We start from the raw sequence: 15280 nt of genomic DNA, 5'->3' as shown, positions 1-15280 counted from the left end.
ACGCGCTCCTCGCGCAGCTGGCATGACCAGGCGTACATCCCGCTCACACGGGACGGGGCGCAGGCTGGGGAGCATGAGAGATGCGCACCGGACGCGGCGGGGCGAGGGACGCCGGCGATGAGCCTCCTCGACGCCTCGTGGTGGATCGCGCTCCTCGGGGTGGCCGCCGTCCCGCTGGTGCTCTTCGTCGAGACCGGGCTCCTGGTCGGGTTCTTCCTGCCCGGGGACTCGTTGCTGTTCACCGCCGGGGTCCTCACCGCCACCGCGGTCGGCTCGCCAGCCCACCTGCCCCTGGCCGCGGTCCTCGTCGGCGCCCCGCTCGGGGCCGTCCTCGGAGCCCAGTGCGGCTGGTGGATCGGCCGCCGGGCCGGACCGGCGCTGCGTTCCCGGGACCGGTCCCCGCGAGTCCGCGGGGCCATGGACCGGGCGGACGGCTTCCTCCGGCGCTACGGCTACGGCAAGGCGATCGTCCTGGCCCGTTTCGTCCCGGTAGTCCGCACCGTGATCAACCCGGTGGCCGGGGCGCTGCGCGTGCCCACTGCGACGTTCACGCTCTGGCAGATCGTCGGCGGGGTCGTCTGGGCGGTCGGGCTGACCCTGGCCGGGCACCTGCTCGGAGCCTCGATCCCCGGTGTGGACCAGTACCTGCTGCCGATCATCGCAGTGATCGTGGTCGTGTCCCTGGTCCCGGTGGTCGTTGAGCTCGTCCGGGGTCACCGCCGCGTCGGGCGCGGTTCGTGACCGCGCTCGCGGTGGCGGGCACGCTGGTGCTGCTCGTGATCGCCCTGGTCGTGGGACAGACCCCCTGGGCACGCCGCCGTCCCGGTCGGGCGATCGCCCTTGCCGGCGGCATCGTCGTCGCGGTGCTGGCCGTGGCCGTCGGAGAGCTCGTCGACCAGGTGGTGGACCAAGACGGTCTGACCCGCCTCGACGGACCGGTGTGGGGATGGTTCGTGAGCCACCGCGATCCCGCCGAGACGACCCTGGCCACCGGGGTCAGCGACGCCGGCGCCACCGGGGTGGTCGCCACGCTGGCGATGCTCGTCGCGGTGGTGCTGTTCGTTCGGCGGCACCGGGCCGAGGCCGTGCTGATCGCCGTCGTGGTCGGGGGGTCGGCGATCCTCGTGGTGGGCGTCAAGGACCTCGTCGGGCGCCCCCGACCACCGGTCGCGTTGCGGCTGGCCGTCGAGACGAACGCGTCGTTCCCCTCCGGGCACGCACTGGTCGCGGCCGCGGTGCTCGGCGTCCTCGCCGTGCTCGCGGCACCCCGGCTCCGTGGTCCTCTCCGGGCCCTCGTCGCCGCCGGCACGGTCCTGATCGTCCTCGCGATCGGGCTCAGTCGCCTCTACCTGGCCGTCCACTGGGCCAGCGACGTCCTCACCGGCTGGTTGCTCGGCGTCCTGTGGCTCACCACCTGCCTCGTCGTGCACCGGGTGGTCGCGGTTCGGCAAGCCCATCCACGGCACGCCCACCTGCGGGAAAGTTCCCTCGACACCGACGTCTGAATGGCGGACGCCTCCCATCGAGGTCGAGCCCATCAGGGCACATCCACGCACCACCGGGGTCGACGCCCGGCGGGTGGTCATTCGCCCTCTGGCGGCGGGCCTCCACTGGGCGGGAGCTGGGCCTGCTCCAAGACGCATGCGGATGCTGCGAACTTACGAGCCCCGCCAACCGGAAGGACTCCGGCGCCCGCCATCGCCCTTGACCTCAACGATGCGCACTCAACACGAGGCGCACTCAAGTGGGCTCGGTCGACGAGGTCGCGCGATGCGCGGCGTAGACCTGCTCGGCGTAGTGGTCGAGGGCCTGTTCGCACTCGTGCAGCGTCGTCGCGGCCGCTCGGGCGTCGGGGAGCGCGAGGATGTCGCGCTTCTTGAGGTCCCGGTACCACCGCCGCAGCCGGTCGAGGCTCTGCTCCTCCTCCTCGAGCTCAGCGAACGTGTACTTCTGCTTGGCGATCTCTCTCGCGATCTCGTCGGTGAACTTGCCGCAGTCCGCGACGAACTCACGCCATTCGTCGACGCGCGCCGCCCGGAAGGAGTCCTCGACGAGGGCCCGAGCGGCCTCGTCCTGCGGTTCGACCCCGAACACGGCCACCGAGCCCTGTCCATCGGCGGCGAGCTCGGCGGCCCGCTCGAGCGCCCGACGGAAGGTGTCGGTCGCCGGGAGCGCCCAGGTGCCCTGCGACACCGGCACCGCTCCCGCCCGGCGGAGCTCCCGCCACACCGCCACGCGATGCCGGGAAGGCTGCGCCGGCACCTGCACCACGGCCAGCAGCCACTCGACCTCGCTCGTCACGACTGGAGGGTATCGAGGCGCACCCGGTGGATGTAGCAAGTGTTACTTTGCTCGACGTGACGGACCAGCGCGTCGATCGGCGAGGCCTGGCTCCGCTCTACCTGGCCGGCTTCACCACGGCGTTCGGCGCGCACGGTGTGGCCTCGGTGCTCGGTGCCGGCACCGACGACATCGGGCTGTCCCTGCTCGGCCTCGGTCTGGTCCTGGCGCTCTACGACGTGGCCGAGGTGATCCTCAAGCCCTTCTTCGGTGCCCTGAGCGACCGGATCGGGGCAAAGCCGGTGATCGTGGGCGGCCTCGTCGCGTTCTTCCTCGCGTCGCTGCTGGCACTCGTCGACGCGTCCCTGCTGGTGCTCGCCGTTGCCCGGTTCGGTCAGGGCGCCGCCGCCTCGGCCTTCTCCCCGGCGTCCTCGGCCGCGGTGGCCCGGCTGGCCGGCCCGGAGCGCCTCGGCCGGTACTTCGGACGGTACGGCGCCTGGAAGAGCGTCGGCTACGTGCTCGGCCCGCTCCTCGGCATCGGGCTGAACCACTGGCTCGGTATCCAGGCGGTCTACGTGGCCCTCGGCGCGCTCGCCGCCGCGGGAGGCCTCTGGGTGGCCATCGCGATGCCGACGCTGCCGGTCAAGCCCCGCCCCCGCTACACCCTCCTCGACCTGGTGCGGCAGACCACGGAGCGCGGGTTCCTCATCCCGACCCTCCTGCTGGCGACGACCACCGCGATCCTCGGCGTCGCCACAGGGTTCTTCCCCCTACTCGCCGTCCGCCTCGGCCTGCACCCCCTCGCCGGCGCCGCCGCCGTCGCGCTGCTCGCACTGACCTCGGCGGCCATGCAGCCCGTGGTCGGACGGCTGCGCGACCAGCGACGCATCACGATCAGCAGCGGGAGCGCCCTCGGGATGCTCGTCGCCACGGTCGGGCTCGTCGTCCTCGCGGTCCTGCCGAACGCGACCACCCTGTTCGCCGCCGCGGTGGCCTTCGGGATCACGGTCAGCACGGTCACCCCGCTGGCCTTCGCACACCTCGCCGCGTCCACCCCCGAAGAGCGAATGGGACGCACGATGGGCAACGCCGAGCTCGGCCGCGAGCTCGGGGACGCGGGAGGTCCGCTGCTCGTCGGCGGGGTCGCCGCCGCAACGACCCTGCCGGTGGCCCTCGTGGTCCTCGCCGGCGTCAGCGCCCTCTCCGGCGCCGTGGGCTGGCGTGGCCTCCGCAAGCATGCGGCACCGACCGCCCGTTGACCTCGACCACGACCGCAGCGCCAGCCGGGCCGGATCGGCAGCCTTGATCGTCGGCCGCGCTCGCTGTCACGCAGGCCGGTGCCGACGTGGCCGATGTAACGCAGCCGGCTCGACGGTGTGGTAAGTCTGAGCAGGACCGCTCCACGGCGCCGGCATGGCGGCCGCGGCCCTTCGCCCCGCCGCCGATTACCCGGTCTACCAGCGACCGGTCATGCTGAGCATGCCGCTCTCGGGCATCCTCGGCGAATACCCGACTGGACGCGACCACGCGCCCGCGCCGCAAACGGCTCGCGGACGAGTGCGCCGAGGCGCGGGTATATCGCGGTCCCGCGTCGCGGCGGTCCTCCGAGGACGAGCGCGAGACCCTGCTGGGCCTCGCCGTGGCCGAGGAGCGCCACACCGCTCGCTGGCAGGCCCTCCTCGGCCTCCTCTTCGGCGGGGTCGTCGGTTGACACCCGGGGTCTGTGCAGAACTGTTCGAGGGCTCCCGAACGGCTGAAGAAATCGTGAGCGCGCGATGAACCGCGAGGCCGCAGAGTACGAAAGCGGCTTATCTGTTGGTCCTCATAGTGGAGGCTCGTCATGGCCGTCAAAACCGGGGCAGCGACACGTACCCCGATCCAGCTCGCCACCGTTGTGGTCGCCGTCGTGTTCCTGCTCGTCGGGGTGCTCGGCTTCGTCCCCGGCATCACGACCGACTACGACCAGCTGTCGCTCCTCGGGCACATGTCCGGAGCGGCGCTGCTCGGGATCTTCAACGTGTCGGTGCTGCACAACGTGGTGCACCTGCTGTTCGGGGTCGTCGGCGTGCTCGCGGCCCGCACCCCCGGCGGCGCCCGCTCCTACCTGCTCATCGGGGGCGTCATCTACCTGGTGCTGTTCCTCTACGGGCTCCTCATCCCGATGGACGGGCCGGCCAACTTCGTCCCGGTGAACACCGCCGACAACTACCTGCACCTGGTCCTCGCGGTCGGCATGGTCGGCCTGGGTGTCGCGCTGGGCCGTCGGGCCACCGGCGTGTCCCGCGCGCACTGAACCACGACAGAGCCCGAAAGACCGGCGGGCTCGCCGCGTTCGCCCGGCCGGGAAAACCCCGGCCGGGCGAATGGCCTCGCGCGACGCCACCGAGCCGCCGGACCGCCGACCCCGCATCTCGGCGAGACCGCCGTGGCGACCCTCCACCCCACGGAGCATTGACGACGTCTCCCGCTTGCGGCGGACTTGAGTGCCGAGAGGCGTGCTCGAGCCCGACCACGAGGAGGCCGGATGGCCGAGGCCACCGCCAAGAGCCAGGCCGCCGGCCGGCCATCGGAAGCTCCAGACACGTCAGCGGTCGGCGGCCGACGAGCCCTGGGCCAGGCCGCCAGCCTGCTCATCGGAAGCTTCATCCTCGATGGAGTGGCCGGGGCGCTTCACGCATCGCCGCCCACAGGCGACGCCAACGATCTGCCCGCCATCTTCGTCGGTATCGCTGCGTCCGACGTCTGGCCCGCGGCGCACTTCCTGCAGTTCGCCGCCTCGCTGATCTTCATCGCCGGCCTTCTGGTGCTCTACCAGGCCGCCGCTGGTCGCCAGCCGTCGCTGGTGAACCGAGGCGGCAGCGTGCTGACGATCCTGGCTGCCGCTGCCGGCGCGATCCAGTACGCCGTCGACGGGGTCGCCCTCAAGCACGCGGTCGATGCCTGGGCCAGTGCTGCGCCACCAGAGAAGGCCGGAGCGTTCCGCGTCGCGGAACTCGCGCGCTGGCTCGAATGGGCGACGACGAGCTACGCCGCACTGCTGCTGGGCGCGGCACTCGTTCTGCTGGGCATCACCATCGCTCACAGCCACCTCCTCCCAGCCTGGCTGGGCGCACTGTTCGCGCTGTCCGGAGTGCTCGACCTCGTCAGCGGCGTCGTCGTCGGCGAGCAGGGCTTCTCGACAGCCGCGACGGCCGTCTCGGCCCCCACAGTGATCCTCCTGCCCGCCGCAACGATCGCGCTCGCCGTCATTGCCTTCCGTCGAAGGCGTGCCATCACGTAGTCGCTCACGGCCGAAGCGGCGCCCTCAGGTGCTCCGATGCGCGGATTTCCTCGCTCGCGAGGGCTGCGAGGGCAGCGGTCTCGACGCACCCAATCCCGATCTCGACGAGTCGAACCCCGCGCCGACGGTGACGATATGGCCGGGGAAAGAGCGAGCCCCGCCGACGACCGCGGCTGGGCGAGGTCGCGGGTGCTTGTCACGAGGTGCGGCCTAGTTGTACTGACCGGAGAGGTTGGTCAAGCGGGTGATCGGGGGTCGCCTGCCGATGGCGCTGTGGGGTCGGTGGTGGTTGTACTCGTGCAGCCAGCCCGGTAGTGCCTTCCGGCGCTGTGATCGGCCTTCGCATCACCAGCGCTCACCAGCACGAAACGTCCATGGCGGACCACACAGAGCACCCGAATCGACACCCGTCCGGTGTGGGTCGAGTTTCCGCTTGCACCGAGCAAGCCCCGACGACGCAAGCGATATCAAGCAGAACGCATAGACGCTCCATAGTCTGGCCACGCGGACCCGTCACTCACCCCGAGGTGCACAACACGCCTCGATCAAGATCCGTCAGCGCGCCCTATCGCGCCTCGTACCACTCATAGTCGAGGGACAGATCCTCGTGGACGACGCCCTTGCCGATGGCCTGTATGCGATTGAGCCAAGCGTAGCGTTCGTCGCCCGTCTCGAACCGGGGGGAGACGTAGATCGTTACCGGCGGATTCAGGCCGGTAGACATGTCAGCGCGACCGTAGTACTGGGCGAATATAACAGCGCCGTCGTCGGTACGAAAGGTCGCTCTGACGTCCAGCGTTGCGGTTCCCTCGGGCCCGACGATCAGCCAATCCCCGCTCATGGAACCGGACATCTCGCCGCTGAGCCGATCTCCTTTGAAACTGCCGCTCTCGACCTCGAAGATCACACGTGTACCAGCCGGCCCAGTGCCGACCTCGGTCGGGGGCCGCAATTGGATTCGCAGGCTGCAGAGCGGTACCAGCTCGAGTGTCATCGAACTCCTCCTCCTGTCGACTCACTGCCGTCAAGCGAGGGTCCCACCGGTGGACACCCCGGTCACTACGTACTAATCCGGATGCTTCTTGATTTTCTCGAGTGGGAGGCGTCGGAGGACGAAAGCGGGGCTGACTAGGACGGCCTGTAGTTGCGGCACCTACGGTGGGTGGCCGCGCCGACAGCTTTGGCGCCTGGCTCAGTCCGGTTGCGATCCGGGCTCTGCCTGCTCAGCCTCGGCGGGTGCGCGTGGCCGCCCGCCCCGCTGGGCCACCGCCACGCCGGTCAACCGAGCCGTTCACCGTCCAACGTTGTGCGTCAGAGACCGGCGTCATCGTCGTGGCGAGCCAGACGATCGCTCTAACCCCACGCCACCGCGTGGTCATCTCCGCACGTCGCCGAGACCACCGTCGCGATCGAACTCGACGGCGACGCGCGCACCGTCGCTAGGACCCTCCAGCCGGTCCGCAGCACCCAGGCGCAGCTGACCGAGGAACACCCATGCTTCCTAGAGGCGCGAATCGGTCCCGTCTAGACCGCCACGTCGACACCTGATGTCACCGACCTATCGCACAAGGTGACTTCAGCGAACGTCTTAATACTCGATACGAGTGGCAGGGGTCGGCGGAAGCGAGTGAAACTGTCACACTCGACGCTTCCCAAGACATGACCCGCGCCGTCGGAGCTCTACACTGTTCGGCCCATAGAACTCTCCTGATCGAGCTCGGACGCAGGTCCTGTCCCAGAGCGATCATGCGGAGACGTCATGTCGACAACAGTCAACCGTGTTTACCGGCTCAAGAGTCGACCCGAGGGCTCGCCGGTCGCAGACAACCTCGAGCTCGTCGAGGAGATCGTGCCCGACCCCGAGCCGGGTCAGGCGCTGGTACGCACCTGCTACCTGTCGGTGGACCCCACCACACGGGTGTGGATGAGCGACTACCGCGGCTACATGCCGCCTGTGCCGCTAGGCGAGGTCATGCGTGGGGTCGGCGTCGGTCAGGTGGAGAAGTCTCGTCGTGACGATCTGCCCGAGGGGGCCATCGTGCTCGGGTGGCCCGGTTGGCAGGAGTACTGCCTCACCAACGAGTCCAGCCTGGTCCCGCTCGAGTTCCCGTTCCTGCCCCTGCCCGACCCGTTACCCGCCCCGCCCTCGGCCTTCGCCGGTGTCCTCGGGCACACGGGGCTCACCGCTCACGTCGGGATAGACATCGGGAAGCCCCACCCCGGCGACACCGCCGTCGTCTCCGCCGCAGCCGGGGCTGTCGGGTCGATCGCCGGCCAACTCGCGAAGGCGGCCGGCGCGACCGTGGTGGGCATCGCCGGAGGCCACCAGAAGTGTCGCCACGTCGTCGACACGCTCGGCTTCGACCATTGCATCGATCGACACGCCCAGAGCTGGCGCGAGGACCTCGCCGCGGCCACGCCCGACGGCATCGACCTCGACTTCGAGAACGTGGGTGGCGAGATCATGGACGCCGTCCTCCTGCGCCTCAACGTCGGAGCCCGCGTCGTGCTGTGTGGCATGATCGCCGCCTACAACCGGTTCGGCTCAGTTGGCCAGCACGACATCATCCAGTTCGTCATGCAGAGAGCGAGCCTGCACGGCTTCCTCGTGCTGGATCATCTCGACCGCGTCGCGGAGGCGGGTGCCCACCTCGGCGAACTCATCGCCGCCGGCAAGCTGCACTACGACGAGACCATCGTCGACGGCCTCGAGAAGGCACCCGACGCTCTGTCGCAGATCCTCGACGGTGAGAATCTCGGCAAGATGATCGTTCGCGTTAGCGAAACTCTGTAGGCCGCACATCGACCTACGCGATCACGCCTCAGGCCCGCATGAAACCGGCCTTGTGGAGCCGCCACTCGCGGTTGAACCCGCGACGTGCGCATTACGAGTAAGTTCGTCTCCGCGAGCGGCATGATCAGTGAGTCCAACGGTGCACGTCGCCGACCTCACCGTGCGCACCGCGGCACACCAGGCGACTGCAGTTGAGGCCACGAAGGAGGCCATGCGGGCCTCCTCGCCGGGTCGTCGCTCTATCGGCGCGAGGCTCGGGCATCGACTGCCCGGGCCACATCGTCGGCAGCTCGCGGGGTTCTCGTCGGGCCACGGATCCAGCCACCCAGCCTTGTACGCACAACGGCCGATGACTCGGCCAGGTCGCGCCTGGCAGCCTGGGCCAACCCTCGTTCCCACGCTTGGAGCGCGAGATGAGAGACCTTGTGGTCTGCTGCGACGGCACCTGGCAGGACGCCACCGACCGCAGCAACGTCATCGAACTGTACAAACGACTCGACGTCGACCCGACCCAGAAGAAGTACTTAGCGGGCGTCGGCACCGGGGGGCTCATCGACCACCTCCGGGGCGGCATCGTCGGGTGGGGAATCGACCGCGACCTCCTCGAGGGTTACCGATTCCTCGTCGAGCAGTACAGGCCGGACGACAGCATCTCGCTCTTCGGGTTCAGTAGAGGCGCGTACCTGGCGCGCAGCCTCGCCGGAATGGTCGGCAGGATCGGGATCGTCGACCGGACCGCGCTCGACGGCGAGGCTCTCGAGGCGGCAGTGGCCGCGGCGTACGGGCGGTACAAGACGCACAAGGCCGAACTCAGAGCGGCACGGCGGACGGGACGGGACGCGCCTCCCGAACCCGCCGCCGACGACGTGCTGCCGCTGGCGTACGACCCCCGCTCCCCCGACGTCCCGGTGGTTTTCCTCGGCGTCTGGGACACAGTCGGCGCACTCGGCATCCCGAGCTATCTGGGGCTTCCGGACCTGCTGGGGTCGCGCGACCGCTACGAGTTCCTCGACGTGGTCCTCGATCCCCGGATCCCGGACGCCCGACACGCGGTGTCGCTGGACGAGATGCGCGGACCGTTCCGGCCCACGCTGTGGGACCAGTCCGCGGCCGGCATCGGGCAGGACATCACGCAGACCTGGTTCCCGGGCGACCACTGCGACGTCGGCGGCGGTCACGGCGACGACAGCGGGCTCAGCGACGGGGCACTAGAGTGGATGATCGAGCAGGCCCATGCCGCGGTCGGGCTGCCGTTCACCCCCGAAGTGATCAAGCCTGATCCGATCAACGGAACACTTCACGGAATGTGGCGAGGCCCCCTCGGCGCGCTCGCGGAGGCCGCGATGCAGCCCCGCCCCCGAGCCACGCCACCCGTCGACGCCGCGCGGCGACTACCCCACCTAGTCCACGCGTCCGCCTACGCGCGCCAACAGGCCACCGCCGCTGCCCCTCGGGAGAAGGTGTATCGCCCCACCCGCACCATGGGCGTCGGCGAGACCGCGGAGGTGGTGGTCGAGGCGGACCAGAGCTGGAGCGCCACAGGGCTCTACCTGGAACCCGGCACCTACCGCTTCACCGCCACCGGCCGCTGGGGCACTCCTCTCGGGGGCGGTGGGCCGAGCGGGGCAGCTGCCTGGCCGGTGCTGGGCGACGGCTTCGCTCGGGTGGTCGACCTGGTCGAGCAGGGGCTACGCCAGGTCGTCCGCAACCCCGACGCCGAGCTCGTCGGCGCCCGGCGCGAGGCAGACGCTCCCCTGATGGCCCTCGTCGGCCTCGTCGCCAACGAGCTCACCGACAGCAAGGGTGATGTCGTTGTAACGCAGGACGGTGAGCGCCTCAACGACGAGAAATTCGTCATCGGCGACTCCATGCAACGGACCGTCACACGGGCCGGTTACCTTTGGGCGTACGGCAACGACGCCTGGGGCTCCTACGGCAACAACCACGGACAGGTCGACCTCGCTGTGCAACGGCTCTAGGAACAGACGCCTCTAACTCGGCGACCTGAGCGGGCGACCGCGGACGACATGCCGACTTCCAGCGCCGGAGCTCCGGACACACCTCTGTTGAGTCAGCCCATGGCCCGACGCGCCAGCCGGGTGACCAACGCCGGGACAGCAAGCCCGAAAGCGGCAGGCTATTCACGAGTCAGACCGGCCGGCGCTTCCAGCAAGGACGCTAGATCAACTACCTCCCACGCCCGGAGAGCCATACAAGTTGAACCGCCCCGGCGTGTCCGGAGAGCTTGATGTGCCCCGGCTTGGCTGGAGTCGGGTTACTGGATGATCACGGTCCTCGCTGTCGAAAGGATCACCAGCCCCGTGCCGAAGAGGTATCCACCGGAGTTCCGCCGCAAGGTTCTCGACCTGGTCGCCGCCGGGCGCCGGGTCGCCCAGGTCGCCACCGATCTGGACATCAGCGAACAGACCATCTACGTCTGGCGCCGCCAGGAGCTCATCGACACCGGCCAGCTCCCCGGCACCACCAGCAGCGACAACGCCGAACTGGTTGCCGCGCGCAGGCGCATCGCCGAACTCGAGACCGAGGTCGCGATCCACCGCCGCGCCGCGGAGCTGCTCGGCGGGGTGATGGCCCCAAAAGGCGATACGAGGCGATCGCGGTGATGGCCTCGGAGAAGCTGCCTGTTCAACTGGCTTGCCGGCTCCTCGGGGTCGCCGAGTCCGGGTTCTACGAGTGGCGCACCCGCGCGCCCTCGGTGCGGTCGCTTCGCCACGCGTGGTTGACCGAGCAGATCCAGGCGGTGCACCAGGCCTCGTTCGGGACCTACGGCGCCCGCCGCGTGCACGCCGAACTACGGCTTGGGCTGGGCATCGCGGTCGGCCACGGCGCGGTGGAGCTGCTGATGCGCCGCGCCGGGCTCGCCGGCCTACCGGGGCGCAAGCGACGCCGCCCACTGCACGAGACCCCGTTCGCCGGCGACCTGGTCGACCGCCAGTTCGCCCGCGAGGGCCCCGACCAGCTGTGGGTCACCGACATCACCGAGCACCCCACCCGCGAGGGCAAGGTCTACTGCGCGGTCGTGCTCGACGTGCACTCCCGCCGCGTCGTGGGCTGGTCGATCGACTCCTCGCAGACCGCGGCACTGGCCACCAATGCGCTGAGCATGGCCATCACCAACCGCGCCCCACGGTCCGGGGAGGGCACGGTGATCCACTCCGATCACGGGGTGCAGTTCACCTCCTGGGCGTTCACCGTCGCGCCCAGGAGTCCGGGCTCGTCCCGTCGATGGGCTCGGTCGGGGACTGCTACGACAACGCCGTGATCGAGTCCTTCTGGGGTCGAGTGCAGACCGAGCTACTCAACCGGCGCCGCTGGAAGACCCGCATCGAGCTCGCCAACGCTCTGTTCGAGTACCTCGAGATGTTCCACAACCGCCGCCGACGACACAGCTCTCTGGGCATGCTCACGCCCATCGAGTACGAGAAGCTCCACGCCACCGCGACCGCGTGAACCAGTAACCCGACTCCGCCACACCCGGGGCACATCAGTGGCCGCTGGTGGTTGTAGGTCTCGACGAAGCGGTGGAGCAGGGCTTGGAGCTCGACGATCGTCGCCGGTGGGTGGGGTTGTGCGCGCAGCCAGTTCTTCAGGGTCTGCTGGAAACGTTCGACCTTGCGCAGGTCGTGGGGTGCGATGGTCGGCTGTTCTTCTGGGTGATGCCGCGGCGGGCAAGTTCGTGCTCGAGAGCGGTGCGACCGCCGCGGCGCGAGGCCAGCCGGACGGTGTAGACCATGCCGTTGTCGGTCAGGGTCGAGGCCGGGAACCCGTGCGCAGCGGCCGCGGTGGCGAAGGTGGCGGCCTGTTCCGGCGGTGACTCGGTGGTGGGCGGTCACCCCCAGGGCGTAGCGGGAGTGGTCGTCGAGCCAGGTGATGATCTCGACGTCGGCGCCGCCGGCAAGGCGGTGGTGGGTGAAGCCGGACTGCCAGCACTCATTGGGGTAGGTGGCCTCGAAGCGCAGGTAGGACGACTTGGGGCGCTTGGCCGGGGTCGGCACGACCTGGCTGTGACGGGCCAGGATTCGGTGGACCGTGGCCCGCGAGATGGCCACGCCCTGGTGGTGGGCCAGGTGCCAGACGATGGTGTCCGGCCCGGCGTCCAGGCCCTGCCCGGCGAGGCGTTTGTGCAGCTCCAAGACCATCTCGATCGTCTTCGGCGGGGTGGCCCGCGGCGAGGTCTTCGGTCGCCGTGAGCGGGCCCGGAACGCCCCGTCACCCTCGGCGCGGTAGCGGGCGAGCAGCTCATAGACCCAGGACCGCGACACCCCGTACTCGCGCACGACCTGCGCGACCGGCCGCTTCTCCACGACCACAGCAGTGATCACCAGACGCGCCTTGGACGACATGCACGAGCGTCCCGAGCCCGTCCGGGATCACCCGCGACATCTGTCCGGCATGTCGTGAGACACCTGTTCGGAATGTGTTGAGACACGACACTGCCGGGGGCACCAACTGCTGATCAGCGCGGACGTCATCGGGTCGTCGCAGCGTGGAGCGACCCGGACGCTTCCACCTGCTTCGCCCTGCGCGCCGTTGCCGGCTGCCTCGGGCACGGTAGCGGTGGCGCGACCATCTCGTGGTCGAGGCGACCCACCTCGAGGTCTGCCCGCCGTCGCGAGCGGATCGGGACCCGATCCCGCCCGCTGCGGCCGGTCGCGGGCGAGCCGGCCGCGGGAGGCCCAGGACGCGCTGGTCTCACCCGGTCGCCGCGGACCGGTGATGGCGTCCCCGCGCCGAGGACGCCACCACCACCGCGGGCGGCCTCAGCGCCGCGGGTCGGCCGGCTCGGACTGGCGGCGCCCGGAGCCGGTGGTCCCGGGCGCGCCGTCGGTCTCGTCGGTGGCCTCGATCTGCTCCTTGCGGACCTCGTCGGAGACCTGCTCCTGGTCGCGGTGGGTCTCGGTGTCCATCCGGACCCGCTCCTTGGCCACCGTCTCCTTGCCGACGACGGGCCGCTCCTCGTGCAGGACGACCTCGTGCTCCTCCTCGGAGATCGACGGGCCGTCGTGGGCCGCCGGCGCATTCTGTTCGGTGATGGGCTCGCGCTCGATGCGGACCTCCTCGCGCGAGACCGGCACCGTCTGGGTCACGTTCTCGGTGACCACGTACTTGCGCAGCCGCGCCCGGCCGCGCTCGCGGGTCTCGGTGCCGACGTGCAGCTCCTCCTCCGACCGGGTCATCGCCTGATCGGTGGTCGGGCCCGACGTGTCGTGCCCGACGGTGCCCTCGCGCCCGTCCCGGTCACCGGCGCCAGCCCGGCTCTCCTGCTCACGCCAGCCCGTGTCGCCGCCGGTCGGGGTGTCGTGGCTGCGCGCGGTCGCGGTGTCGCCGTCGTAGTCGACGCCGTAGTGGGTGAACAGCTGCCGCTCGTCGTCGACCGACAGCTCCTGGCCCGGGTCGTGGTGCGGGGCGCTCTGGACCTCGTCCTTGGTGTACGGGACCTGCAGGTGCCCGTCGTCGTACTGGGCGGTCGCGAGCGGGACCAGCGAGACGTGGCTGCCGAACAGCCCGGTCTTCACCGCCGCCCACTCGGGGCGCTGGGTCTCGTTGTCGAGGTAGACGGTCTCGACCTTGCCGAGCTTCTCCCCGTCGCCTCCGGTGACGGTGGCACCGGACATTTCTCGGGGATCTCTGAGGTTGACGGCCATGATCGGAACTCCTCCGGATCGAGCCCTTTCGCGCGCAGCACCTCCCGAACGATTCGAAGCGTGCCGAACGATTCGGGGCCTGCGGGCGGACGCGGGCGAAGCGTCGAGAGATGGTGAACACGCGGCTCGCCCGGTGCTGGACGAGGAGCAGCAAGATCTGTGTATTGCTGCCGCGACGACGAATGCGTTTCCGCCCGCGCTGCACCCAGGATGGCCAGGAATTCGGTCGGCGAATCCTGCGAACGCTGAGGCGTTCGGAGCAATTCGCGACCGCGATCGTCCAGCGTTCGGAGCAATTCCGTATCGGGTTCGACACGACGAGGGCCGGCAGGTCGTCGTGACCTGCCGGCCCTCGTGGCGGTCTGCCGTGCTCTGCCCCGGGCGGTGTCGATGAGTCGATCAGCGAGTGCGGAAGGCCTCCGTGGCTCCCGGGCGCGGCGCGGCACCGTCGGCGTACGGCTGCCCGGGCTGGGCGCCGGGCTGGGCGTACTGCTGGGTGTACTGCTGCGCCTCGGCCTGGGCACGCTGCTGACCGGCCTGCAGGTCGGCCTGCACCTGGTCGGACTGCTGCTGCGCGCGGCGGTAGCCCGAGTTGATCAGGTCGGCGGCGGCGTCGCGGCCACCGAGCCCGAAGGCCAGCGCCGAACCCAGCGCGACGGCGCCGATCAGGGCGATGAACGTGGCGTTGACGATCGTCTCGGCGATCCCGAGCTGGTTGAGGATCATGAACACGGCAATCGCCATGACCAGCGTCGGCGCCGCGGAGCGCGCCACCCGACCGGTGGGGGTGTCGCCCATGGTGCGGTGCACCAGACCACCGACGGCGCCGGCCACCGCCGCGGCCACCAGGAAGATCAGCAGCGCGGCGATGACGTTCGGCAGGTACGACAGCGCCAGGGTCAGGAACCCGGAGACGGCCGGGATGTTCAGGGTGCCGACCGCGGAGACGATCACGAAGACCATCAGCACGTACTGCACGACCAGCCCGACCAGCTGGGAGGGCTTGCCCTGCGGGGAGAACCGGGCGACGTACTCGCCGCCCTGACCATGGGTGAGCTTCTCGTCGACACGGACCTTGCGCAGCAGCCTGCTGATCCCGGATCGGATCAACCTGGCGATGATGTAACCGATGAGCAGGACGAGCAGGGCACCGATCACGTTGGGCACGTAGCTCAGAAAGGTGGTGAAGGCATTCTGCAGCGATTGCAGGATGTCGAAGCCGCCACTGGATGCGGGCATGACGCGGTTCCCCCCGGGGGT

11 protein-coding genes and 3 pseudogenes are annotated in these 15280 nt (G+C 69.9%); 8 read left to right on the top strand and 6 right to left on the bottom strand.

Features of this window, described 5'->3' with window-relative positions:
• Positions 1-117: 117 nt before the first annotated feature.
• Both ACQPX6_RS08240 and ACQPX6_RS08235 read left to right on the top strand, forming a co-directional pair.
• On the top strand, positions 118-741 hold the full coding sequence (locus ACQPX6_RS08240; RefSeq protein WP_433786790.1) for a DedA family protein: 624 nt from the start codon (positions 118-120) through the stop codon (positions 739-741).
• Complete coding sequence (locus ACQPX6_RS08235; protein ID WP_433786789.1) at positions 738-1505, top strand: phosphatase PAP2 family protein; 768 nt, start codon at positions 738-740, stop codon at positions 1503-1505. Before ACQPX6_RS08240 ends, ACQPX6_RS08235 begins: the two co-directional genes overlap by 4 nt.
• Before the next feature lie 235 nt (positions 1506-1740).
• Here the strand turns inward: ACQPX6_RS08235 and ACQPX6_RS08230 are convergent, their stop codons facing one another.
• Complete coding sequence (locus tag ACQPX6_RS08230) at positions 1741-2301, bottom strand: Chromate resistance protein ChrB (RefSeq protein WP_433786788.1); 561 nt, start codon at positions 2299-2301, stop codon at positions 1741-1743.
• A gap of 56 nt (positions 2302-2357) precedes the next feature.
• Between ACQPX6_RS08230 and ACQPX6_RS08225 the strand changes: the two genes are divergently transcribed.
• The 3 genes from ACQPX6_RS08225 (at position 2358) to ACQPX6_RS08215 (ending at position 5560) form a co-directional block, all read left to right on the top strand.
• Positions 2358-3539: an MFS transporter gene (locus ACQPX6_RS08225; protein ID WP_433786787.1), complete on the top strand. Its 1182-nt coding sequence runs from the start codon at positions 2358-2360 to the stop codon at positions 3537-3539.
• A 581-nt stretch (positions 3540-4120) separates the two neighbouring features.
• Positions 4121-4573, top strand: coding sequence for a DUF4383 domain-containing protein (locus ACQPX6_RS08220; RefSeq protein WP_433786785.1), 453 nt, complete (start codon positions 4121-4123; stop codon positions 4571-4573).
• Between the two features lie 231 nt (positions 4574-4804).
• Entirely contained in the window at positions 4805-5560 is a 756-nt protein-coding gene (locus tag ACQPX6_RS08215; protein WP_433786783.1) for a hypothetical protein, read from the top strand.
• Between the two features lie 210 nt (positions 5561-5770).
• Here the strand turns inward: ACQPX6_RS08215 and ACQPX6_RS08210 are convergent.
• Positions 5771-5893: pseudogene (locus ACQPX6_RS08210) on the bottom strand (integrase core domain-containing protein); the annotation flags it as partial.
• A 232-nt stretch (positions 5894-6125) separates the two neighbouring features.
• On the bottom strand, positions 6126-6554 hold the full coding sequence (locus ACQPX6_RS08205) for a DUF3237 domain-containing protein (protein WP_433786781.1): 429 nt from the start codon (positions 6552-6554) through the stop codon (positions 6126-6128).
• A 765-nt stretch (positions 6555-7319) separates the two neighbouring features.
• Between ACQPX6_RS08205 and ACQPX6_RS08200 the strand changes: the two genes are divergently transcribed.
• The 3 genes and pseudogenes from ACQPX6_RS08200 to ACQPX6_RS08190 all read left to right on the top strand — a co-directional run bounded on the left by ACQPX6_RS08200 (position 7320) and on the right by ACQPX6_RS08190 (position 11825).
• On the top strand, positions 7320-8354 hold the full coding sequence (locus ACQPX6_RS08200) for an NADP-dependent oxidoreductase (protein ID WP_433786780.1): 1035 nt from the start codon (positions 7320-7322) through the stop codon (positions 8352-8354).
• Between the two features lie 401 nt (positions 8355-8755).
• A complete protein-coding gene (locus tag ACQPX6_RS08195; RefSeq protein ID WP_433786779.1) occupies positions 8756-10333 on the top strand; it encodes a DUF2235 domain-containing protein in 1578 nt (525 codons plus the stop codon).
• A 342-nt stretch (positions 10334-10675) separates the two neighbouring features.
• A pseudogene (locus ACQPX6_RS08190) lies at positions 10676-11825 on the top strand (IS3 family transposase).
• A 50-nt stretch (positions 11826-11875) separates the two neighbouring features.
• On the opposite strand, the pseudogene ACQPX6_RS08185 reads toward ACQPX6_RS08190, so the two are convergent.
• From ACQPX6_RS08185 to ACQPX6_RS08175, 3 genes and pseudogenes are all read right to left on the bottom strand, one after another.
• Positions 11876-12718 (bottom strand): annotated as a pseudogene (locus ACQPX6_RS08185) (helix-turn-helix domain-containing protein); the annotation flags it as partial.
• Between the two features lie 417 nt (positions 12719-13135).
• Positions 13136-13990 (bottom strand): DUF2382 domain-containing protein, encoded by an 855-nt coding sequence (locus ACQPX6_RS08180; RefSeq protein WP_433786778.1) that lies wholly within the window; start codon positions 13988-13990, stop codon positions 13136-13138.
• Between the two features lie 429 nt (positions 13991-14419).
• Complete coding sequence (locus ACQPX6_RS08175; protein ID WP_433786777.1) at positions 14420-15259, bottom strand: mechanosensitive ion channel family protein; 840 nt, start codon at positions 15257-15259, stop codon at positions 14420-14422.
• Positions 15260-15280 lie beyond the last annotated feature (21 nt).

This window comes from Actinomycetospora sp. CA-101289 (assembly GCF_050955895.1).
Taxonomy (GTDB): Bacteria; Actinomycetota; Actinomycetes; order Mycobacteriales; family Pseudonocardiaceae; genus Actinomycetospora.
Note: the sequence above shows the minus strand (reverse complement) of the source record. Positions and strands in the feature narration are given on the sequence as shown.